This window comes from Vreelandella nigrificans (assembly GCF_002374315.1).
Taxonomy (GTDB): Bacteria; Pseudomonadota; Gammaproteobacteria; order Pseudomonadales; family Halomonadaceae; genus Vreelandella; species Vreelandella nigrificans.
The window spans coordinates 163,036-184,686 of sequence record NZ_NWUX01000008.1 but is presented as its reverse complement, the minus strand read 5'-3'; the positions used below and the strand labels follow the sequence as shown (position 1 = coordinate 184,686).

At 52.1% G+C, this 21,651-nt stretch carries 19 protein-coding genes; 7 read left to right on the top strand and 12 right to left on the bottom strand.

The features are described from left to right. From CPA45_RS11575 to CPA45_RS11560, 4 genes are all read right to left on the bottom strand, one after another. Positions 1 to 863 (bottom strand): nitrate- and nitrite sensing domain-containing protein (locus CPA45_RS11575; RefSeq protein ID WP_208858498.1); only part of this gene is annotated, 863 nt, incomplete at its 3' end. Between the two features lie 71 nt (positions 864 to 934). Beyond that, the gene (locus CPA45_RS11570; RefSeq protein WP_096651706.1) at positions 935 to 2,287 is read right to left on the bottom strand and encodes a NarK family nitrate/nitrite MFS transporter; all 1,353 of its coding nucleotides are present in this window, start codon (positions 2,285 to 2,287) and stop codon (positions 935 to 937) included. A 325-nt stretch (positions 2,288 to 2,612) separates the two neighbouring features. Beyond that, complete coding sequence (locus tag CPA45_RS11565; protein ID WP_096651690.1) at positions 2,613 to 3,632, bottom strand: patatin-like phospholipase family protein; 1,020 nt, start codon at positions 3,630 to 3,632, stop codon at positions 2,613 to 2,615. Positions 3,633 to 3,789: 157 nt separating this feature from the next. Next, positions 3,790 to 4,515: a murein L,D-transpeptidase catalytic domain family protein gene (locus tag CPA45_RS11560; protein ID WP_096651689.1), complete on the bottom strand. Its 726-nt coding sequence runs from the start codon at positions 4,513 to 4,515 to the stop codon at positions 3,790 to 3,792. A 209-nt stretch (positions 4,516 to 4,724) separates the two neighbouring features. Between CPA45_RS11560 and CPA45_RS11555 the strand changes: the two genes are divergently transcribed. Then, positions 4,725 to 6,362 (top strand): L,D-transpeptidase family protein, encoded by a 1,638-nt coding sequence (locus CPA45_RS11555; protein ID WP_096651688.1) that lies wholly within the window; start codon positions 4,725 to 4,727, stop codon positions 6,360 to 6,362. 69 nt (positions 6,363 to 6,431) lie between these two features. Here CPA45_RS11555 and CPA45_RS11550 read toward each other — a convergent pair whose 3' ends face one another. Continuing rightward, a complete protein-coding gene (locus CPA45_RS11550) occupies positions 6,432 to 8,087 on the bottom strand; it encodes a peptidoglycan DD-metalloendopeptidase family protein (RefSeq protein WP_096651687.1) in 1,656 nt (551 codons plus the stop codon). Positions 8,088 to 8,550: 463 nt separating this feature from the next. Between CPA45_RS11550 and CPA45_RS11545 the strand changes: the two genes are divergently transcribed. Both CPA45_RS11545 and CPA45_RS11540 read left to right on the top strand, forming a co-directional pair. Further along, on the top strand, positions 8,551 to 9,471 hold the full coding sequence (locus tag CPA45_RS11545; protein WP_096651705.1) for a LysR family transcriptional regulator: 921 nt from the start codon (positions 8,551 to 8,553) through the stop codon (positions 9,469 to 9,471). An 80-nt stretch (positions 9,472 to 9,551) separates the two neighbouring features. Next, complete coding sequence (locus tag CPA45_RS11540) at positions 9,552 to 10,559, top strand: glutathione S-transferase family protein (protein ID WP_096651686.1); 1,008 nt, start codon at positions 9,552 to 9,554, stop codon at positions 10,557 to 10,559. Between the two features lie 85 nt (positions 10,560 to 10,644). On the opposite strand, the gene CPA45_RS11535 is transcribed toward CPA45_RS11540, so the two are convergent. Both CPA45_RS11535 and CPA45_RS11530 read right to left on the bottom strand, forming a co-directional pair. After that, the gene (locus tag CPA45_RS11535) at positions 10,645 to 11,127 is read right to left on the bottom strand and encodes a PRC-barrel domain-containing protein (protein ID WP_096651685.1); all 483 of its coding nucleotides are present in this window, start codon (positions 11,125 to 11,127) and stop codon (positions 10,645 to 10,647) included. Between the two features lie 115 nt (positions 11,128 to 11,242). Further along, the gene (locus tag CPA45_RS11530; RefSeq protein WP_096651684.1) at positions 11,243 to 11,440 is read right to left on the bottom strand and encodes a CsbD family protein; all 198 of its coding nucleotides are present in this window, start codon (positions 11,438 to 11,440) and stop codon (positions 11,243 to 11,245) included. A 501-nt stretch (positions 11,441 to 11,941) separates the two neighbouring features. On the opposite strand from CPA45_RS11530, the gene CPA45_RS11520 reads away from it, so the two are divergent. Together CPA45_RS11520 and nfi are read left to right on the top strand one after the other, a co-directional pair. Continuing rightward, positions 11,942 to 13,654 carry a DEAD/DEAH box helicase gene (locus CPA45_RS11520; RefSeq protein WP_096651683.1) on the top strand — a complete coding sequence of 571 codons (1,713 nt, stop codon included), beginning with the start codon at positions 11,942 to 11,944 and terminating at the stop codon, positions 13,652 to 13,654. A 150-nt stretch (positions 13,655 to 13,804) separates the two neighbouring features. Next, positions 13,805 to 14,509, top strand: a complete 705-nt coding sequence (gene nfi / locus CPA45_RS11515; RefSeq protein WP_096651682.1) for a deoxyribonuclease V — start codon at positions 13,805 to 13,807, stop codon at positions 14,507 to 14,509. On the opposite strand, the gene CPA45_RS11510 is transcribed toward nfi, so the two are convergent. Further along, a complete protein-coding gene (locus tag CPA45_RS11510; protein WP_096651681.1) occupies positions 14,495 to 15,205 on the bottom strand; it encodes a glutamine amidotransferase in 711 nt (236 codons plus the stop codon). The genes nfi and CPA45_RS11510 overlap by 15 nt on opposite strands. Positions 15,206 to 15,361: 156 nt before the next feature. Here CPA45_RS11510 and tpx point away from each other — a divergent pair, with 156 nt between their 5' ends. Then, positions 15,362 to 15,865, top strand: coding sequence for a thiol peroxidase (tpx, locus tag CPA45_RS11505; RefSeq protein ID WP_096651680.1), 504 nt, complete (start codon positions 15,362 to 15,364; stop codon positions 15,863 to 15,865). Here tpx and CPA45_RS11500 read toward each other — a convergent pair. Further along, complete coding sequence (locus CPA45_RS11500) at positions 15,862 to 16,557, bottom strand: gamma-glutamyl-gamma-aminobutyrate hydrolase family protein (RefSeq protein WP_096651679.1); 696 nt, start codon at positions 16,555 to 16,557, stop codon at positions 15,862 to 15,864. The genes tpx and CPA45_RS11500 overlap by 4 nt on opposite strands. A gap of 25 nt (positions 16,558 to 16,582) precedes the next feature. Then, positions 16,583 to 17,593: an amidoligase family protein gene (locus CPA45_RS11495; protein ID WP_096651678.1), complete on the bottom strand. Its 1,011-nt coding sequence runs from the start codon at positions 17,591 to 17,593 to the stop codon at positions 16,583 to 16,585. 151 nt (positions 17,594 to 17,744) lie between these two features. Here CPA45_RS11495 and CPA45_RS11490 point away from each other — a divergent pair, with 151 nt between their 5' ends. After that, positions 17,745 to 20,183 carry a mechanosensitive ion channel family protein gene (locus CPA45_RS11490; protein ID WP_422822033.1) on the top strand — a complete coding sequence of 813 codons (2,439 nt, stop codon included), beginning with the start codon at positions 17,745 to 17,747 and terminating at the stop codon, positions 20,181 to 20,183. On the opposite strand, the gene CPA45_RS11485 is transcribed toward CPA45_RS11490, so the two are convergent. Together CPA45_RS11485 and CPA45_RS11480 are read right to left on the bottom strand one after the other, a co-directional pair. Continuing rightward, positions 20,100 to 20,564: a hypothetical protein gene (locus tag CPA45_RS11485; protein WP_244287590.1), complete on the bottom strand. Its 465-nt coding sequence runs from the start codon at positions 20,562 to 20,564 to the stop codon at positions 20,100 to 20,102. The two genes, CPA45_RS11490 and CPA45_RS11485, sit on opposite strands and share 84 nt — an antisense overlap. Before the next feature lie 61 nt (positions 20,565 to 20,625). Continuing rightward, positions 20,626 to 21,618 (bottom strand): J domain-containing protein, encoded by a 993-nt coding sequence (locus CPA45_RS11480; protein ID WP_096651676.1) that lies wholly within the window; start codon positions 21,616 to 21,618, stop codon positions 20,626 to 20,628. Between the last annotated feature and the right edge of the window lie 33 nt (positions 21,619 to 21,651).

Below are 21,651 nucleotides of genomic sequence, written 5' to 3'. Positions count from 1 at the left end.
CTACCACGCGCCAAGGGAGATCGAGAAAATCGCGGAAGCAGCTTAATAAAAGTGTCCGCTACGACTTGACCAGAACATTGTGTAGTAAGTTCGTACCAGGTTTCTCCAAGTGGGGGATGCCCGGTAGTTGAGCCACGGGTACGCTGGCAAGCGATATCACGAAGCTGGTCAATGCCGGAAAGTGTGCACGGTGATATCGCCTGTTGCCAAATTTGCTGGGCTTCGTCAGTGGCAAACTCAATAAACGTATCGAAACAGCGCTGCTGGTCGTTCAGCAGCTGGTTCAGCAGCTCACGATGTGCCTTATCGAAATGCCCATGGGTAAAGCCATAGGCACCACAGGCACGCTCTTGGCCAGCCAGTTCTTTGCCTTGCATCAGGTGAAATATTGCTACTAGCGCCCTGGTAACATCAAGGTCCGCTGATGTGTCTGCGGCTTCAAAAACGATTGCAAGTAAGCCGCTGATTAAGTGATTAAAGGCTTGGGTAGCTGCATCAGGTGAAATCGCAAATGTATCAATGGCGGAGCGTAAGTTGCCCAGTTCGTCCAAGGCAAGCCATACCGTTGCGATTTGTCTAAGCAGACGTGCTGCCGCCTGTGGTTTTGCTTCTCGGCTGAGCGCTTCCAGCCGCTGGCGCATGAGATCTTCGGCTTCATTTGCGTGCTGCAAGTACATCGTGCGCCGTGTTTTAAAGCGCTTTCCCTTCGAGACAAGATAGATAGTTGAAGCACCGCGCTCGCGCTGGAGCACATGAATAAAGCGGCTAATATCCCCGACAATATCAGAGGTAGTGGCCAAGTGGCGTAGGTTATCGATGTCGCAACGCAGGGCGGTTAGGAGTAGCTGCTGGGCTGAAGACATAACGGTTTCCTTATTGCTTGCCGCCTGACGTAAATTATCCCGCAGCGTAGCGCTGCGGGCAGCAAACGTAATTAACGGAGTGAAAGTGCACCTGCGCCGGTTTCTTCGCCTACGGCATCGCTGTAGGCTTTTGCCTCTTCTGCTTCTGTGGCATCGCTAAAGCGCACCAATAATACGCAGGAGGCGAGTACTAATACGGTAAGGCCAAGGTAAAAAAGCCCTTGTTGGTAGCTGAGGCTTTCATTGCGGAAGAGAAATGCAGCACAAACGGCCCCGACATTACCACCTGCGCCGACAATACCAGCCACGGCGCCCAAGGCTTTCTTGTTAATAAATGGTACCACGCCGTAAGTAGCGCCCTCTGCCATCTGCACAAATAGGCTGAACACCAGCATGATGCCAATGGCCATGCTTAATACGTGCATCTGTGAAAAAGCTATAAGTGCAATACCTTCGCAAATTAACGCAATAAACAGCCAGCGCACCCTGCCTTTTAAGCCAGCGTGTTTGGCAAATAAATCGGAAAAAATGCCACCAAGGGTACGTGCAAAAATATTCATTAGGCCAAATAGCCCTGCAATCATACCAGCAGTAGCGAGGGTTAAGTCGAAGTGGTCAAAGAAGTAAATGGCAGCAATGTTATTAATGGTTAACTCAACACCAAAGCAAAGACCATAAACGACGAACAGTGCCCATACGCGAATATCTTTGGCGGCGGCCAAAAAGCTTTGGGTTGCACCATGTTCGCCAGTGGCTTCAGGTAGTTCCCCTCGTGCGCGTAGCTCGCTAAAGTTGCCGTCAGGCGCGTCCTGAGTGAACAGCCAATAAGCAATCCCCGTGCAGAATAGCACCACGCCGGGTACCACCATGGCCAGCCGCCAGCCAAGCGTTTCGCTCACGCCAAGCATTAATAAACCAGCGAATATTAGTGGCATTAGAATTTGAGTGGTACCCCCACCTAAATTCCCCCAGCCAGCACTGGTTGCATTGGCGGTTCCCACCACGTTAGGCGCAAACATCATGGTGGTGTGGTACTGGGTAATAACAAACGATGCACCAATGGCACCAATAGCTAAGCGCGCTAACAGGAATGTTTCAAAACTGTTGGCAAACCCAATGCCCATAACGGGGATTGAGCCTAGTATGAGTAGCCCGGTATAGGTTTTGCGAGGCCCTATACGGTCGCACAGTACGCCAATAAGTAGGCGCACAATGACCGTAATAGCGACCGAGGCGATAATGGTATTGCCAATTTGGGTTTGGGTAAGTGATAGGTCTTCACGCACGACCGCCATAAGCGGAGCAATACCGAACCAACCAAAAAAGCAGATATGGAATGCGAACCATGAAAAATGGAATGCTCGCATTTGAGGGGTGGAAAAATTTAACAGCCGTATACGATTGGCTTTATTACGAATATCCATGGAAGGCCCTCGGAGATAGGACGAGTTTACCAACACGCAGGGCTGCCAACGTAAAAGGCGCTGCGTAATTGACGAGAACATGCCTTCACCATTGAAGGTCAGGTTCGACGCACTCGTACCCAATGGGCCTGGTCCACGCCTACCACCACTAGAGGTAGGCAAAGCAATTAATTCGCCAAATGATATTTTTTGTTTAAAAAACAGCTAGATGAGTTTGATTTTCTTGTTTTTTAGAAAATTGATATACACTTTGGTGACCGTGAAGTTATCTGTTTTGCCCCGCTTTGGTGCGGGGTGGGCGGGGCATGCAACACGCCAGTGCTGTTTATTCATGAAGATAAACAGCGTCGATATCCAATGATGAATAGTTACCAAGGGCCGCAAAGTGCTCCGCCAGCCAGCGTTCGGTAGCAGCTCGCCCTTGATCAAAGAGGTGGCAGAGAAAAGGCCACTCAGCGTTCATTTTGCTGGAAACAGAGAGGCTGTCTAGTGCTTGCTCACCGCTAATGCGATGAAACAGGGCCTGCTGGTAGCAGTTTTCGATACCTTGCTCATCCAGGGCGTGCTTAAGTAACGCTATCATGCGGACTTCTTTTATCAGTGCCGCATTAAAGGTGATTTCGTTTAACCGGTTCATAATTGCCGAGGCTGAGGTGGGTACATCCTCGCGACGAATGGGATTGATTTGCACCAGCAAGATATCCCGTGCGCTACACTCTTCCATAAGGGGGAAAAGCGCAGGGTTTCCCATATAGCCGCCATCCCAATACGCTTCTCCATCTATTTCGACGGCTTGAAAAACAAAGGGTAGACAGGCGGAAGCCATGACAGCGTCTACGCTCATCTCTTCGCGGCGAAATACGCGCTGCTTTCCTGTGCGAACGTTAGTTGCAGCGACAAAAAGTTTTAGCTGTTCGCAGCGCCGTACACGCTCGAAATCAACTTGCTCGGCAACAATATCACGTAGTGGATTGATATTAAGTGGGTTGAACTGGTAAGGCGACACCAAACGGCTCATAAGATCCATGGCAATATAGCCAGGTGAGTGATCGAGGCTCCAGTTGCCTGTCAGCACGTCCAGTGGTGTGCGGCGTATAGGGCTTGCCATGCCAGCCCGACTAACGGCGTGCCAGAAATCATGTAGAGCCTTGCGCGCGGTCTCTTTATTACCACGGGTGAGGGCATCGGCCATCACAACACCGTTCATCGCACCTGCGCTAGTACCACTAATGCCTTCGATTTCAATGCGGTCATCTTCTAAAAGACGATCGATGACACCCCAGGTGTAAGCGCCATGTGCACCGCCACCTTGTAATGCGAGATCCAGCTTTTTAGTCTGCACCATATAACCTCTTGCTGAGTGCGTTGAGTAAGAGTGCGTTGAGTAAGATTGTCGCATCTTCAGCATGGCACAAAAGGCTAAGTTATGTGCAGTCTCAGCATGGCGAGAAGCGAGGGGGACTAATCAACTGGCTAAGCTGCTAGCACCCTCCTGTTTGCACTTAGCGCTGTGCCAGTTGCTGAGGCTCATTAGTGGTACAGCGGAGAAAGGTTGATGTAGCAAGCCACTCTTCGTCCGGGTAATAAGCGAACACATACTGGTTCTCTTTTAGGCTGTCGATGAGCGGGTAGGTCACCTCTTCGCGCACGGCAGGGCAGCCGTGGCTACGCCCTAGTCGGCCTGTTTGTTCAATAAAGTCCTCACTGACGTAATCTGCACCATGGATCACAATAGCGCGTTCAAAGGCTAAGTTGTTTACGTTTGGCTCAAGGCCATCAAGACGCAGAGAATAGCCGTTACGGCCATAGTAACTGTTCATGGTGCGAAAGAGCCCAATGCTGGATTGGTGGCTCTCGGGGGTATTGGAGAAGACTTCCGCCATGGCGTCTCCCGACCCCTGACCATGGGAAACCAGTTCCTCAAACAGTAGTTCATGCTGGTGTAAGTCGAAGACCCACATACGTGGTTCGGTGGAAGGTAACGAGTAATCAATTACTGCTAAACGCTCAGCAGAAGGGTCCGCGCAACTAAGTGCCTGGGCAGCAAGTCGTAACGCCTCCGGCGTCGCGGATGGCGCTAACTGTAGTAACTGATGATGTAAACTGGAAACCCCGTAAGGAGCGCTGGAAGCTGCCTGGGAAAAAAAACTGGCTGCTTGAAGAGGGAGGCTAAAGAGTACAGCTGGCAGTGAAAGTAGTGCAGTAGAAAGACGTGAGCGAAGCAGCATTGAGTTTAGCCCTGTAATAGATGTCAACGACGGATGGGTGGAAACAGCTATGATGAAAGTAAGCGCGCCGGTAATGAAAGCTGCCGGTGCGATGATATGGATAATAATGAAACGCCGGTAAGTCAAGCCCGTAAGCTAAGCTAGGCCCAGTAAGCCAAGCCCAGTAAGCCAAGCCCAGTAAACCAAGCATAGTAACGCAAGGAGGGGCTATGAACGATAAGCAGCTACTAAGACGATGGGCGATAGGAGCAGCTCTATGTCTGACACTGACCCAGTCACCGTATGCGTTCTCAAGTGCCTATCCAGAAGCCGATCCGTTACGGCAAGCATTAGTACAACTGGCTGAGCAAGCCAGTGAGCGATTGCCAGTAAAGGAATTTTACCAACTGAATAATGGGCAACCTGCCTGGCAGAAAGCCAATACCGTTGAGGCATTGGTCAATGGGCTGCAGGGGCTTGAAGATGACGGCTTAACTCCCAATGATTATTTCGCCCATACGTTACTTGACGATTTTCGCCTGAGCCAGCAAGCAGGGACGGCTGCCCAAGCAAGGTTTGATCTCAAAGCGACACGGGCACTACTTTTAGCATTGGATCACCTCTCACGAGGTAAGGTGAACCCCCGAGATGTAGAGCCCAATTGGAGTTTGCCACGCCCAGAAAGCCGCTACTCAATGCTTCGCGTTGTGCATGCGGTTGAGGACGGCGATATAGAGCATGCGCTCACTTTGGTGCGTCCAACAATGCCTGCTTATACTCAGCTTCGTGAGATGCTTGGTCACTATCGTCGTATCGAAGCTCAGCGCAGTGCCCCTTATTTGGCCAGTAGAGCATCATCACTGCGTCTTGGCGATATAGGGGATGATGTGCCGGTGTTACGTCAGCGGCTAGCGCTGTGGGGCGAAGGGCGCTTATTAGCGGCCGATGGCGGCGCATACCCAATGATTGGAGTAGAGTCGGCCATTCACAGCAACCGTCACTTTGACGAGGAACTTGAAAGGGCTGTTAAGCGTTTCCAGCGCCGTCACCAGTTACAAGAAGATGGCATTGTTGGCGAGCAAACACGCTCAGCGCTAAATATACCGGTGGCTTCACGCATCAATCAATTGCGCGTTAATTTAGAACGGGCGCGTTGGCTTGGGCCAACCCATATGGCTGGCCCGCAAGTATGGGTGGATATTGCCGGTTACCAGTTGCACTACCTACGGCCTAGTGGAGAGCACTGGAGTGCCAGAGTAGTCGTAGGGACGCCACAACGGGAAACACCGATTATTCACTCCTCCATAAGCCACTTAACGATTAACCCTAGTTGGACCATTCCTCCGACCATCATGCGTGAGGATGTTCTACCGCGGGTGAGGCAAGACCCTGGTTATTTGGCGCGGCAGAATATCCAAGTGCTAAGCCCTACTGGCGAGCGTCTAAATGCTGCAGCGATTGATTGGCAGCGCCCAGGAGGCGTTATGCTGCGTCAAGCTGCGGGAGGCTCTAATCCTCTGGGTCGCGTCGTTGTACGTTTCCCCAATAATGACATGATTTATTTACATGACACACCAGCGCGGGGGCTGTTTCAGCGCGAGCAGCGGGCGCTCAGTTCTGGCTGTGTACGGGTAGAGGGTGTCTTAGACTTTGCGCAAATGTTGTTGCAAGACAGTGGCAGCCGTTATCAACTCAATTCGCTGATTAATAGCAGCGGCAGTGACCGAAATGTGAACTTGCCACAACGCATCCCAATCGCCTTGCATTACCTTACTGCATGGCCAAATGCCCAGGGGGAGGTGGAGTTTAGAAACGACATTTACCGTAGAGATGCGCCATTGCTGGCTGCATTATCGCAAACCATCTAACCGCCTGCTTAAACCATCAACGCCGCCCTTTGTGGGCGGCGTTGATGTTAGCAATGGGCTGTGTACTGCCTATTGGCTGCTTTCTTCGCGTTGATAGCTGGCCATATTAACGGGGCCGGTTTCACCACTTTCAAGTGCGGCAAGCATAGGCTCTGCGTGGCGCTGGAAAGCAATGAGAGTATTGCCGCTTAAGCTAGTGTTCTCGGGCAGCTCAACGGTCATAGCGTTCACTGGCGTATTATTAACGATGACTTCATAGTGTAGATGAGGGCCGGTACTGCGTCCGGTGTTCCCTGATAAGGCAATGCGCTCACCCATTTCCACACGATCCCCTTGGCTGACAAGTGGACGTGAAAGATGCAAGTAACGTGTCCGGTAGCCATTGTCATGACGTATAACAACATAGCGGCCTGCTGCATGGTGGTTGCTTACGCGCTCAACACGGCCATTTGCGGGTGCAATGACTGGCGTGCCAATCGGCATTGCAAAGTCGGTTCCATTATGAGGGCTGACGCGGCCAGTAACTGGGTGCAAGCGACGTGGATTAAATTGTGAGCTAAGGCGGTAGTTGCCTTCGAACGGATAACGGGCAAACGCTGGATCTAGGCTGTTGCCTTCTGGTGTATAAAAGTTATTGTCAGTGGCATTGCGTACCAAAGTTAAATCCATGCGCTCACCGTCATACTTAACCGCTAGTACGCGGGAGGCGAGAGCTTCTCCATCGATCATGTCGGATTCAACCAGAACCTGGAAGCGGTCACCGCGACGGCTATCCCGCCGGAAATCGAGTTTCTTTTCAAGCAAGTGAGTGAGTTCAGTCACTGAGCCGCTCGTTAAGCCGGTTGCCTGGGCTGAGCGAGCAAAGCTACCGCTAACGCTGCCTGCATAAAGGCGCTGTTCGGGCTCGCCCTGGCGCTCAATGGACGTGATTGCAAACTGCTCTCCATCACGCTCTAGCAAAACACCGTCGCGAACATTTTTCATCATGCGCAGCGACAGTAGACGTTGGTTTTCGTCTAACTGGTAATCAAAGCTATTGCCTGCTCGCCAGTTGGTAAGCATGCGTGGGTCCGGCATGTCATCCAGAAGAGCGAGAACTTCGCTGTAGCCAAGGCCTAACTTATTTTGGGCAAATACCGCAAAGGTCTCGCCAGATTCAACGATATGCGTTTTCCATTTGGGCACGAAGGGCTCTTCTGCCGCTAATTCAAGTTCAAGGAAAGAAATATCATCAAATAAGCCATAATCTTCGTAGGAAGTGGCATCAGCGATTTCAACAGAGGAGGTGGCGTCGATATCGAGCATGCCGCTAGAAATAGTACCGACAACCACTGCCATGTGAAGTGCGCCGTCATCTATTCTGGCGTTACCCTGATTATCGTTTGCCAGCGACGCTTCAGCGCTTGAGATAACGTCAAAGTCTAGGTCGATAATTTCCGTGGCGGCTAAATCGCTTAATGGAATGTGCTCTCGGGTAGCGTCTATAGCACGTGAGGCTCGGTCGATTGCTTCTGAAACGGGAGTGCGTTCTTGGCGTAGGGAGGGAACACCCGGCGCTGAATCATTGGGAAGCGGTACTAAAACGCTCTCCAACGGTGTATTCGGTTGGTTCAAATCATGGTAGGTCGTTAGTAACTTTTGTGTGCCCAACACAGTGACCATAGTAGCCACGGGTAACAGTAATAATTTGTGCGTGCGGGGCAGCGAATAAAGGATTCGCAACATGGGTAAATGGGCCGCCAGATTCGTGATAAAAAAGTAACTTAAAAGTGAGCAAACCCTAGAACCATACCCCAAGAGGACAGGAGTGAATAGACTGTATATCCATCCACAAAATATACTTCCGATAAATTATGGAAGAAATAATTAGAGATTACTATTTTTGAACACTGTTTGCTAACAAAAGTTACGTTCTGTCTGGCACATCAAATAGCTACTTTTCCTCTCTCATTCTCGGACTAGCCTGAGCTGAGCACCCGTTAGACCTGTATCATGTGCGTTTAGGCCGTAGTTGATAGCAAGTTGATAGCAAGTTGGCTGCGAGTTGGCAGGGCTGCTGCGTTTGTTACTAGATGAAACAATAATAATTTTTTTTAGCCAAGTACTTTTTCTCATTTCCTGGCACTCTAGTATAGTTTTTTCGAAGAATAAGCGGTTTATTTCGCTGTTTAGCGTCGAGGAAATCGAAATGTCTCGGGTAACACTTTCACAGTGGCAGATGCTGGCCGCTGTTGTTGACCATGGTGGGTTTGCGCGTGCGGCAGAGGCTGTCCATAAAAGCCCTTCCACGCTTAACCATGCTGTACATAAATTGGAAGAGCAATTAGGCGTGCAGGTATTAGAACCTGTGGGCAGGCAAGTACGCCTCACTGAAGCGGGTGAGTTGTTGTTGCGGCGGGCGCGTCAGCTCATTGAGAGTGCCGCCTCCCTTGAAGATGTGGCGTCACGCTTGGCAGCTGGTTTAGAGGCGGAAGTTGTGGTGGCTATTGACCAGGTGTTTCCAGCGGCAGCTCTGGCTAAAGCGCTGGAGCGCTTTTCGGAATCTTATCCCCAGGTTCGGGTGCAACTCCACGAGAGCGTACTCAATGGGGGGATTGAGATGCTTTACGATGGCCGGGCCGATTTGGTGGTGTCTGGTATAGAGGCGCAAGGGTTTTTAGGGGAGCCACTGGTTTCTGTGCGTTTTGTAGCCGTGGCACATCCTAAGCACCCGCTTCACCAGCTTGGCCGCTCACTGGATTTGCGTGATTTATCCCAGTATCGCCAATTGGTGGTGCGTGATTCAGCGCTACGGCAATCCACTAATGCGGGGTGGCTAAAAGCTGAGCAGCGTTGGACGGTGGGCCATCTCAATACCTCACTGGATATGCTCAAGCGAGGCCTAGGGTTTGCCTGGATGCCAGAAACGCGCATCGCTGATGAACTTGAAAGTGCTCAATTAAAGCCGTTGCCACTGGTGGCTGGCAGTATTCGAGACGTGCCGGTACAAATGATTTTTCGAGATCGAGACCGTGCCGGGCCTGCTGCCCATGCAATGGCACAGGCGCTTAAGCAAGCAGTTGCTGAGCTTTGCCCTAAAGATTCGATTCATTCGAATGGAACGGCGTAAAACATCCGCTTGAGCATCCCATGGGCGAGCGTATGCTAAATGCAAGCTACATTTAGCATACGTTTATTAGGAGACGCCTTATGGGACTACTCGTTAACGGCGAATGGGTAGATCAATGGTATGACACCAAAAAGCACGGTGGTGAATTTGTTCGCGAGTCTGCCCAATTACGCGATTGGGTGGGCCACCAAGCTAATGGGGGCGGAGATGGGGGCGGAGAGAGTTACCCTGCGGAGAAAGATCGCTACCACCTTTATGTTTCGCTTGCCTGTCCATGGGCGCACCGCACACTCATCATGCGAAAACTGAAAGGCCTTGAAGAGCTCATCGGTGTTTCTCATGTTAGCCCGTTAATGTTGGATAGTGGCTGGACCTATGACCAGAGTGAAGATGCTAGCGGTGACCCAGTCAATCACGTCGACTATCACTACCAGCTCTATACAATGACCGACCCAGCCTATACGGGGCGCGTCACCGTGCCGGTGCTGTGGGACAAGCAGCGTAGTGCAATTATTAATAATGAGTCTGCCGATTTACTGCGCATGTTCAATCGTAGTTTTGATCAGCTCACCGGTAATGATTTGGATTTCTACCCTGAGGATCTACGCAGCGTCATTGATGAGGTCAATGATGATGTCTACGAGCATATTAATAATGGTGTTTATAAGTCGGGCTTTGCCACGGAGCAGGGCGTCTATGAAAAGCACGTTCACGCACTGTTTGAAGCCCTGGAGAGGGTAGAGAAGCGGTTGGGTGAGCACCGTTATCTTGCCGGAGAGTGGTTGACCGAAGCCGATATCCGGCTTTTTACCACGCTCATTCGTTTTGATGCCGTTTATTACGGCCACTTTAAGTGTAATCTCAAGCGTATTGAAGAGTTTCCGAATTTAGCTAACTATGTGCGTGAGCTTTACCAATGGCCTGGGATAGCGGAAACGGTCAATATGGATCACATCAAGCGCCACTACTACTATAGCCACGACACCATTAATCCAACGCGGATTGTGCCTGCGGGTCCACTGCTCGACTTTAACCAGCCCCATGATCGAGATCGCCTGCCAGGACAAGGTGTACGCCGACACGTATAAGTATGTATATATGTTAGGTACGTATAAGGAAAAAGGGCCATCCCTAGAGGATGGCCCTTTTTCATTTTCTTACTGGCCTTCTTTTTTACTGATCCTGGCTTACCGCATCACGAGTGGTCTGCCATGCGCTTTGGGCACCATCACGTGTTGTTTGCCACGCGTCACGAGCGTTGTCTTTGGTCTGTTCCCACCAATCACGGTCATAAGTAGGGAAAGACTCCACTTCCTCTGAGGTTGCATTCAGCATGATACGGTGTTCGATATCTCCATCACTCTCAGTGTGAGTTTCAAGCGTGAAATAGTCGGTGCCTACCACGATTTCCCGCCCGCCTAGACCAAGAACGGAACCGCTTTCAATCACCAGTGCAGCGATACGCATCTCTTCATCAAACAAAATATCGTCGACTTCACCAATCTCTTCGCCGGAACCATCTGCAAAATAAACGTCTGCATCCAAGATGTCGTCAGCAGAGTACATGCCTTGTGGTTGGTCGGATGCTTGTACACCAAAGGCCAAGCTACCCAGTAGGGCAGTGCCAATGGCGGTGGTTAAAATAGCTTTACGCATAGCTTCTCTCCATGTTGCTACGGGGAAGGGGAGGTATTCAATCGGCATACACCTAGCAAGACTGTCTATTAGCAAGACATATCAGGTGGTAGCAGATTTGATGCTGAAACGATTACTAAAGACTATTGGCCCAATCATCAGCTTTCTTTTCGGCTGCTTCCTTATGCAGACCGTACTTCTGCTGTAACTTACCGACTAGTTGATCTTTTTTACCGCCAATCTGATCAAGCTCGTCATCTGTCAGCTCGCCCCAGCTTGAACGTGCTTTCCCTTTCATTTCAGTCCATTTGCCTTCGATTTGATCCCAGTTCATTACTTCACTCCTTGAGCTAGTGAACGTGTCTCAACACTTTTCATCTTAGACGAATAGTGAACAAGCGCAAGTTGGGTGTTTATTATGGGTTAAGTAAAAAGACTAGTCAGGAGTGATCTGTGGTGTTAGCATGCGCCCTCCTCGCATGTGTTGACCCCTCCATCACGACGATAAGCGTTCATTTACGTAGTTTTTTATTCACACGTAATTGCGCTTGCGGGAACATCTTGCTAGCTGCGGATGTTCATTGCTGTGAAGATGGCGCGCCTCCAGCATTTCACCAAACGGGTGAAATCGGCGCAGAAGGTCGCCACAACGGTTGGCCCGCAAATGCGGTATTGCCAACCGGATGCTAGGTGCGACCGGCGTCTCCGACTCCACTGATGACGATATCCGTATATGCGGAGCCTGTTTTTGATGCTTTTTTTATGCATCGATCCCAGAGTCAGAGACGCTTACGATGTTTTTTGCCGGTACAGCCGGCCTACCAAGGTGTGATTAATGACCTCGACTTCTGTCGCCTCGCCGAGCTTCGGCGATCTGGCTCTATTGCCTGCCGTTCTGTCTGCTGTTGAAGCACAGGGCTACGAAATTCCTTCGCCGATCCAGGCGCAGACGATTCCTGCGTTGCTGGAAGGCCGCGATATGCTGGGCCAAGCACAAACTGGTACTGGTAAAACCGCTGCGTTTGCACTGCCATTATTGTCGCGTCTAGAACTGAATCGTCGTGAGCCGCAAGTGTTAGTCATGGCTCCGACCCGCGAGCTTGCTCAGCAGGTTGCCGCCTCATTTAGTAAGTATGGCCAAAATCTTAAAGGTCTCGAAGTCGCTATTCTTTGTGGTGGCCAGGAGTACCGTGAACAGTTGGGCGCCCTTAAGCGTGGCGCACATGTAGTAGTAGGCACCCCAGGCCGTATTATTGATCACCTGGATCGCGGTAGCCTGAAACTCGACGGCCTCTCAGCACTAGTGCTTGATGAAGCTGACGAAATGCTGCGTATGGGCTTTATCGACGACGTAAAACGCGTGGTTGCCGATACCCCGAAAGATGCGCAACGTGTGTTCTTCTCGGCCACACTGCCGGCTGAAATTGAGCGCATTGTTAACCGTTATCTGGTTAACCCGGTAAAAGTTGCGATTGAATCGCGCACTACTACCGGTGAGAACATCGAACAGCGCATTGTACGCGTTGATGGTGGTGCTAAGCTTGAAGCTGTGGCACGTATACTTGAAGTTGAGCCGGTTGATGCCGCTATCGTCTTCGTACGTACCCGTGCTGCCTGTACTACGCTGGTTGAGCAATTAACCGCACGTGGTGTCAACGCTGCTGGCCTGTCAGGCGATCTTGACCAGAGCCTACGTGAACGGACTATTACGCGCTTGAAGCGTGGTAAAGTTGACGTGTTGATTGCCACCGATGTGGCTGCTCGTGGTCTAGATGTATCGCGTATTACCCACGTTATTAACTACGATCTGCCGCAAGATGCAGAAGCGTATACCCACCGTATCGGTCGTACCGGTCGTGCGGGCCGTAGTGGTATTGCGATCACCTTTGCTGGCTTCCGTGAAGGCCGTAAAGTCGGCTGGATGGAGCAGGCAACCGGTCAGAAAATGACTGAAATGCCGCTGCCTGATGAAGCCGCTATTCGTGCTCACCGCGATGAAGTGTTCCACCATCGTGTAGTGGCAGCCCTGACCAAAGGCGCTGAAGAACAGCGTGCACTGGTTGAGCGCTTGGTCGAAGAAGGTCACGACGCTGTCGAGCTGGCTTGCGCCTTTGCTGCAATGGCACGTGCTGACGAAGCACCGATTGGCCGCTTGCAGGCTCCGCGTAAAGAGCGTCCTACGCGTGATGGCGCGCCAGCCGGTAAGCCGGGTGCCCGTCGCGAGCGTTCAAGCGCTCCTAGCGAAGGGATGACTCGCTACCGCGTTTCTGTTGGCCATAAAGATGGCGTGAAGCCTGGCCAGTTAGTGGGTGCCTTGGCTAACGAAGGCGGCATTGAAGGTGCGCGTATCGGTCGTATCGATATTCGTAATGCCTTCTCCGTGGTTGAACTGCCCAGTGGCCTGCCTTCTACTATTCTGGCGAAAATGGCCCGTGCCCGAGTGGCTGGTCGCCCGCTGGAAATTAGCGAAGACAGTGCTCCTGAGCGTGCACCACGCCGTCGCCGTGACGATGGTGACGCGCCGGTTCGTCGCCGCGAACGCGCTTAAGCGAATATCAGGCGCTCTTGTGGGCGCCTAGCGATTCGTACTTGAACGTGCAAAATCCCCCTGTGCCGCTGGCATAGGGGGATTTTTTTTTGGCTACTATGATTCTGGCTACCTTTTGAGCATTCGTTTGAAACCTTTTCAGGAGCAAGCATGGAAGCACTGCACGAATGGAACCTTACCCCTAAGCAGGCGGTTGCTCTGCAAGCAGACTTGGCAAAGAGATTAGAGAGCACTGATCGCATTGATCCGGTAGAACATATTGCAGGGGTAGATATTGGTTTTGAGGAAGAAGGAGCCATCACTCGTGCGGCAGTGGTGGTACTCAAGTGGGAGTTAGCTGCCGTGCCTTCGCTGACGGTTGTCGAGCAAGCAGTACATCGCGAACCAACGCGCATGCCCTATATTCCTGGTCTGCTCTCTTTTCGCGAGGTGCCTGCTGCTCTGGGTGCGTTCGCAAAGCTCAGTGTAAAGCCTGAACTGGTGATGGTGGATGGACAGGGGATTGCCCATCCACGGCGCCTTGGCGTTGCTGCTCATCTGGGACTATGGCTGGATTTGCCGACCATCGGCATCGCTAAGTCACGGCTGTATGGCAAGCATCCAGAAGTAGGCGAAGCGCGTGGCGACTGGGTTCCTCTGACAGCTGGCGGTGATGTTATTGGCGCGGTGCTGCGTTCACGGGCAAAGGTTAAGCCAGTAGTTGTGTCGCCTGGGCATCGGCTCTCACTTGATACATCCCTTACATGGGTGATGCGATGTTTAGGTCGTACAAAGTTGCCCGAGCCGACTCACCTAGCAGATCGGTTGGCCTCGCGGCGTGGGACTCAAGGCCAGCAGAGGCTATACAAAGGCTAGAAAGCGCCGCAGCAAGCTGGAAGCATCGGGCGTGTCAGTGACTGCAACAAGCAGCTCTTCTGGATCTTCTCCTTGGTCGCGCAACGCTGCCCGCTGGCGTTCGATGTAAGCGTGCATTACTGGCGGGGTGAACTCGGGGTGAAACTGGACACTCCACTGGCGGGGGCCGTAGCGCAACGCTTGGTGGGCGTCGTGGCTGTTGTGGGCCAGCACTGTGGTATTGGTTGGCAGTTTCATCACCGATTGCGCATGGGTAAGGTGTGCTGGAAAGCTTTCGGGTAGTTGGCTAAACAGCGGATCTTGCTGACCTGCCCGGGTAAGTTGCACGCGACGTGTACCAGACTCACGCCCAGCTGGATGGTAATCGCTAATGCCCCCTAGGGCGGCGGCCATTAATTGGTGACCATAGCAAACACCCAATAAAGGAATGTCTTCGGCTAAAGCCTGTTGCAACCAGGGCTTTAGCGCCTCGCTCCATGGCTCTTTGTTGCTTACCATGCTGTGTGAGCCGGTAATAACCGCGCCCGCAACGTTAGCTGGAGGTGTGCTGGTTAGCCGCGCGTCCCATATGGCAAGTGATAGGTGCGCGGGAAGGACGGCACTTAATTGCTCGATAAAGAGCTGCTCGAAATCACCATGTTGATCGACTACTTCGGGAAAGGCGTCACCGGTTTTGATAATGACTAAAGAGGTCATGGGGTTCTCATTGGCGTGTTAATTCTAAGCCAGTGCATTTTAGCTGTGGGCTGTGGGAAGCGTGTACTGTGGCGTAAAGATAGCCGCATTAGGGTATTCCCCTGTAAGCTGAAGCTTCTCATTATTGACCGTTTTACCATAGATTAGGAGTTTGATATGCAACAGATTACCCGCGCAGGACAACCTATGGATGTCGCTGGTACGCTACCCGCCGCTGGTCAAATGGCTCCCGCCATGACGCTGACCAATGCTAGTCTGGAAGATGTCACCCTGGATACGTATCAGGGCAAACGTAAAGTGCTGAATATTATTCCTAGTGTGGATACGCCCACCTGCGCTACCTCTACGCGACGCTTTAACGAGTTGGCTTCTAGCTTGGAGAATACTGTGGTACTGGTCGTATCCGCCGACCTGCCATTTGCAGCGATGCGCTTTTGTGGGGCGGAAGGACTGGATAATGTCGAGACCCTTTCAACGTTCCGCCACCGCGAGTTTCAGGAAGCATGGGGAGTGGCACTGTGTAATAGCGCCATGGAGGGGTTATGCGCCCGTGCGGTGGTAGTGTTAGATGCTGACAATCGTGTACTCCACAGCGAGCTAGTTAGCGAGATTAAGAATGAGCCGGACTATGATGCGGCGTTAGCAGCGTTAAACAGCTAGCTGAGTGGCGGTGTGCCTGAATTAGCGCGCACTTTTTTGGCAGCCGCCACCAGCGCGCTAAACAAGCGTTGCTGGGGGCGGTTGAAAATGAGCCACTCTGGGTGCCACTGCACGCCGATTAAAAAGTCGTGTTCTGTTGATTCGATACCTTGTACTAACCCATCCCTATCGCGAGCGACAATGTTAATTCCTCTGCCCGCTTTATTGACGGCCTGATGGTGCAGGCTATTGACTCGGCACCATGTTACCCCCAGTAGTTGATGGAGCTGGCTAGCGCCTACAATATCGACGGTTTTGCGAGGTAGTACAGTACGCCGCCGTTTTAAACCTTCATGAGTTGTGTAAATGTCGGGGTCAAGAGTGCCGCCTAAGTGGACATTGATTAATTGCGCACCTCGGCAGATGCCAAGCACTGGGGTGTCTTTAGGGATAAAGCGTTTGAGCAAGCTAAGCTCCAGTGCGTCCCGTGCTGGGTCCAAACGCACGTCCAGCTGTACTTCGCCGCCGTATAGATGAGCCTGAATATCGTCGCCACCACCAATAATTAAACCATCCAAGTGGCGGGGTAGTGGGCGAGAGGGTGATAAGCGAAGTGGTTTTCCGCCATGCCGCCATACAGCAAGCCAGTCAAACCAAAACGCAAGTTGGCTTTTATGGTCTGATGAGGTGATTCCAATAAGTGGTCGAGACATGCTGACAGGACTCACTGTTGCAGTGTTAGTGGTGGCGGCCAAGTAAGCTAAGCAGCTTCTCTTTAAAACGCGCAAGCAAAGGGCGGTTATGGTGAGCGATATATTCATCGCAGCGCGCCCGTAAAACACTAGCGTTAGCAGCTAGCTTTTCGACTTCCACCCAGCGGTTCCACTCCATTACCGAGCCCCACCCAAGCTGTGATAGTTGTGCATTGGGCAGCCTATAGTGAAAGGTTGGACGAGGCTTGATTAACAGAGTATGTAGTAACGGATGGGTATGCTCGGGGCGCAAATAAGCGAACAGCGGTAAAAGGTCTAGCTCGCGATTACGAGTGGGGTTGAAGTGCAGGTAATCCTCAATAAAGCTGTCTAGGTCTGGCTGATAATTAAAGTCTAGAATTTTTAATGCGTACTCTTTAGGAAAGGGATTGGCATGGGGTAGAACTTCGCGCGTGATATCCACCTTGATCTCATCACGCAGCCAGCTGGCCAACAGTAAGTAGGCGCGCATCATGGTCAGCAAGTAATCAACATCCAACCGTTCAACTTCAGGATTCAGGTGTAAGCCAAAGCCATACAGCAAGCTGGCATCGGTGCCTTTGGCACCCCGGTCACGTAAGGTTTGGAACAGCGTATCTAGTGTTTCCAGTTCATTCCAAGGAACCGGAGGGCAAACGATTTCAGTGGGCACTAACCCTGTCACCATATCGCCAATAAGTTCTCGCGTTTTCTGGTGGAACACCACTCTACGTTGGTGCTGCTGGCGTGCCCATTCGCTGTCACTTTCATGGCCACTTTCCAATAGCTCTGGTACGGGGTGGGCATATTGGGTATCCAGCTCAATACCGAACTCACCCCATTGCGTACCTTCTACCAGTAGCCGGTGGGGGCTTACCACGTTAAGCTCACCACCAAATAAGCCACATACCAGCTCTGCCGTATCACGGGGTGGTAGGCCAGCAAATTCAACCTCTACGCCAACACGTCTTATTTGACCATGGCTATTTAAACGGTTGGGGGGAGCTTGCAGCGTCATCTCGCCATCCTTGAGGTGAACGTTTAAGTGCTCAGCCTATCATAGTCACGCGTTGACACTGAGCGTATTCAGTCAAGTAAGTATTGATAAACCGATGTTTTTAATCGGCCAATGACAGGAGTAAAGCGTGCGACAGTACTGGCTAAGTAAGATGGTGATAGGCGTTATCCTGACAATTTTGTTAGGCATAGCGCCCCAAGCCCAAGCGCAGAACGTGTCGCTGCCGAGTCTCGTCGGGAGTAACGACGCCAGCGAAGAGATTGACGTGGGTAGCGAAAGCTTTCAAGGCTCGCTTAATGACGTTATCTCCATGCTCGAGGATGAAGGGCGTCGAACAGAATTACTTAACTCATTGCGTGAATTACAGCTCACCGCAGAAGCTACCGAAGAGGAGGGTGCTGCGCGCCAAGGACTTTTGGGGGCGTTGGCAGATACGCTGAGTGACCTTGGCGAACAGGCTCAAGCGGGCGACTCCCCCATTGATGAGTGGTCGCGCCAGCTCGTGCAAGGTGCCGATGATTTACGCGCCTTAGGTGAAGGGGCTGATCAAGGTGAGGCGATTCGTGCAGTGGCCGACGGTGCCGTGCTTGCGATTATTTGGGGCGTGTTACTGGTCATGATGATTGCGTTTGGGCGTTTGGTCGCCACGCGGCGTGAGTGGCCTTTGGACCTGCCTCGCGACCCGAAAGCCTGGCTACTGGCTGTCCACTTTTTGCGGCGCATGTTGCCTTGGACGTTCGCGTTTGCGATCACACTGGGTATCGGCCAATTGCTGCCTTCAAGCTCAGGGCGCACGTTAGTGCTGGTGGTTGCTTATATTTGCTTATGTGGACGTGCGCTTTCGGTTGTGTTTGAAACAGTGATCGCATTTTTCAGCCGTGGGCACCGTTTTACGGCAGTACAGCTTCTACAGCAGCGAGCGCTGCGTGGGTTATTTGTTATCGGTGCATTGATAGCACTCGGCGATGCGGTGAACTCTACGCGCTTGGTAGAACTGCTTGGTTCTGAGCTTTCAAGCTTAGTGTCTGTGCTTGCTAATATGTTGGCCGCGCTACTATCGGCACGCTTTATTTTTAGGTTCAAGCGCCCCATTCGTCATCTGATTTGTAACCGTCCATACAAGCAGCGTCGCGATGCAAGTGCCGCGGTAGAAATGATCCGTGCGCTTGGCGGCCTATGGCATATTCCAGCGCTGTTAATGGTAGGGGGGTCGCTCTTAGCGATCTTTATTACCGTTGGGGATGTAGGCACTGCGTTGGCTCGCTCGATTATCTCTGCAAGTTTGCTGGTGCTGACTTTAGTGGCGACAGGGCTACTGCGCCGCCAGTCAGAGCGGATGGGCAAGCGCCGCCATCGGCATCGTTATAGCCAGTACCGTAAGCGTCTGGAGCGGTTTGGGTTTGTGCTGGCACATATCTCAACCTGGATGGTGTTTGCTGAGCTCTCCATGCAGGTTTGGGGAGGCTCGTTGTTTGGCTTGGGACAGCAGGCCGTGGCGAGTGCGCGAATTGGTCAAGCCTTACTTAGCCTTGGGTCCACGGTACTGCTGGCGTGGCTGGTGTGGATATTTGCGGATACGGCTATCCAACGGGCGCTTAATTCCTCAGCACGCTCCCGGGGGCGGCGAGTGAATCAAGCTCGGGCACAAACCATCACCCCAATGATCCGCAATGTGATTTTTGTCACTATTTTAATTATTGCGGTGATTGCTGGATTGGCCAACCTGGGGGTGAATGTGACACCGCTATTGGCGGGTGCTGGTGTGATTGGTTTAGCGATTGGCTTTGGTGCCCAAACACTAGTACAGGATTTAATCACTGGTATCTTTATACTGATTGAAGACTCTTTGGCGGTCGATGATTTTGTCCAGATAAATGGTCATATGGGGACAGTGGAAGGCCTTACGCTGCGTACTGTCAAGCTGCGCGATTTAGATGGTGTGGTGCATATCATTACCTTTAGCCGTATTGAGTCGATCCATAACATGTCACGCCAGTTTGGCATCGCGTTAATGCGTATTCGTATCCCCTACGATATGAAAATCGACGATGCCATTACCCTAATGCAGGAAACCGCCCAAGAGCTGCGTAAAGACCCGATGATGCGACACTATATTTGGTCGCCGCTGGAAATGCAGGGGGTGCAAGGGTTTGAAGATGGCTGCCCCATTTTGCGTATGCGTTTTCGCACGGCGCCAGAAATGCAGTGGGATGTGTCGCGTGCCTTTAACCTGCTCTTGAAGCAACGTATGGAAGCTCAGGCGATCGATCTGGGTGTGCCGCGCCTCAGCGTAAGTATGGAGGCGCGTTCTGAAGATCCCACGCAAGATCGTGTACAAGAGAACACCGGTACGGATTTATCTCTCGATGAGCAAGGGCAGGGTAGAGAGCAGGCGAGTGGTCGAGATAATGATAGTGAGGAACGGAAACGGCCTACTCCGCCCAAGCCTGCTCCGCGCCCAACTGCTGCAGAAACACGCCAGGATGACCGCGAGCGAACAGGAGAGTTATCTCGTGCCCAGCCCAAGGCCCAGGGTGAACCCAAAGGCGAGGCCTATGCCAGCACCAGCGGTGAACAGGGCGACGAGTAACAGAGGGCCTTTAAAGCGTCTCCAGTGATTGTATAGAGACACCGCGTAGCTGACGCGGTCTACCAGCTCGTCATGGCGGGAGATCGCGTTATCTGGTGGCAGAGAGAAGTCATTGGCTACATCTCCCTGCCAATGAGCGCCGTGGGTTAGCCCCAGCCTGGCTCGCAATTGACCTATGTCGCTGACTGTTTTGTGGAGCTTGTTATAAGCGTCACGGTGCTCTGCAACGCCTAGGACGGTTTCAGCATCCTGGCGTAGGGCACTATTAGCACAATGAGTAACTGCACTACTAATTTGATGGCTGTTTGCACTAGGTGAAAGGGCCAAGCGTTGATATAAATCGCGCATAACGTGGTTAGTACTCGCAGGCCATAATGGCATTTATGTAACAGTGGTTTAACGCTATTGGTGTTCTTAAGAAAGTCTGTATGAGCAGTCTGGATTAATAAGTCTGCATTAAATAATCATAGGCGTTTTTTATACGTTGGAATCGTGCTGATGCAAGGGCTACTAAGTGGTCACTCTCCGAATAGAAACGGTCGGGGTGATGTAGCTGCGCCATGCGGCGATAGGCTTGACGTACATCGGTTCGGCTAGCACCAGGTGCTAAGCCTAATACGGCTAATGCACGGGTAGTGCGGTCGGCAGGAGGTGGACTGCTTGAGCGCTGGTGTTGTTGGCGGCGACGCGCTTCTTCCTGGCGAGCCTGTTCTTGCTGCCAGCGTGTTCGGCGAGCCTGTTCATGTTGGTCGTGCTCCCGCTGGGCTTGTTCTCGCTGGGCGCGCGCTTTGGCATTACGCGTCGCCTCTTGTTGGCGCTGCTGCTCCTGTTGTTGTTTTTGTTGTTTTTTCTGCTGTTTTTCTGTTTGCGCACGCTGTCGTTGTTCGGCTCGGGCGTGGGCTTCTTTGGCTTGCTGCTCGGCTGCTTGAGCTTCCTGTGCTTGGCGTGCGTGGTACTCTGGGTCGTGTTGCTGCCAATAGGCATCCCGGCTAGGGTCTTCGGGAGGGCACAGAGGTTTACCGGTCAGCTCTTGAAACAGCGTACTCAGCGTGCTGGGTGCGATGTTTAATAGGTCGGCCAGAAAACGCAATATGTAATGATTCGCCAGAGAGAGGTCCCCGTCGTCCGTGGCCAGGGTAATGGCTTGATAAAGAGCGCTCAGGCTACGTTCGTTAGAACACTCTTTGCGCACAACTTCGGCAGCTAGCTGAATCGCCTGTAAGTCTTGGCTATGAGCAATACTCATAATGGGGCCTAACTCATGGCCGTGGCGGAATTGTGCCGTTACCTGAGCCAAGCGGCGGCGGCGCTGGCCCTCTGAAACGTGCTGACGATGCACCAGCACCCAAGCCAACAATAGCAGGGTTGCCGTATCCACTTGGCTACGGCTTTTTAGCAGCAGTAGCTCAAAGGGTGAAAAACGGGCAATGGACATTGCCTAGCTCCAAGGCGAAGAAGTGAACCACGT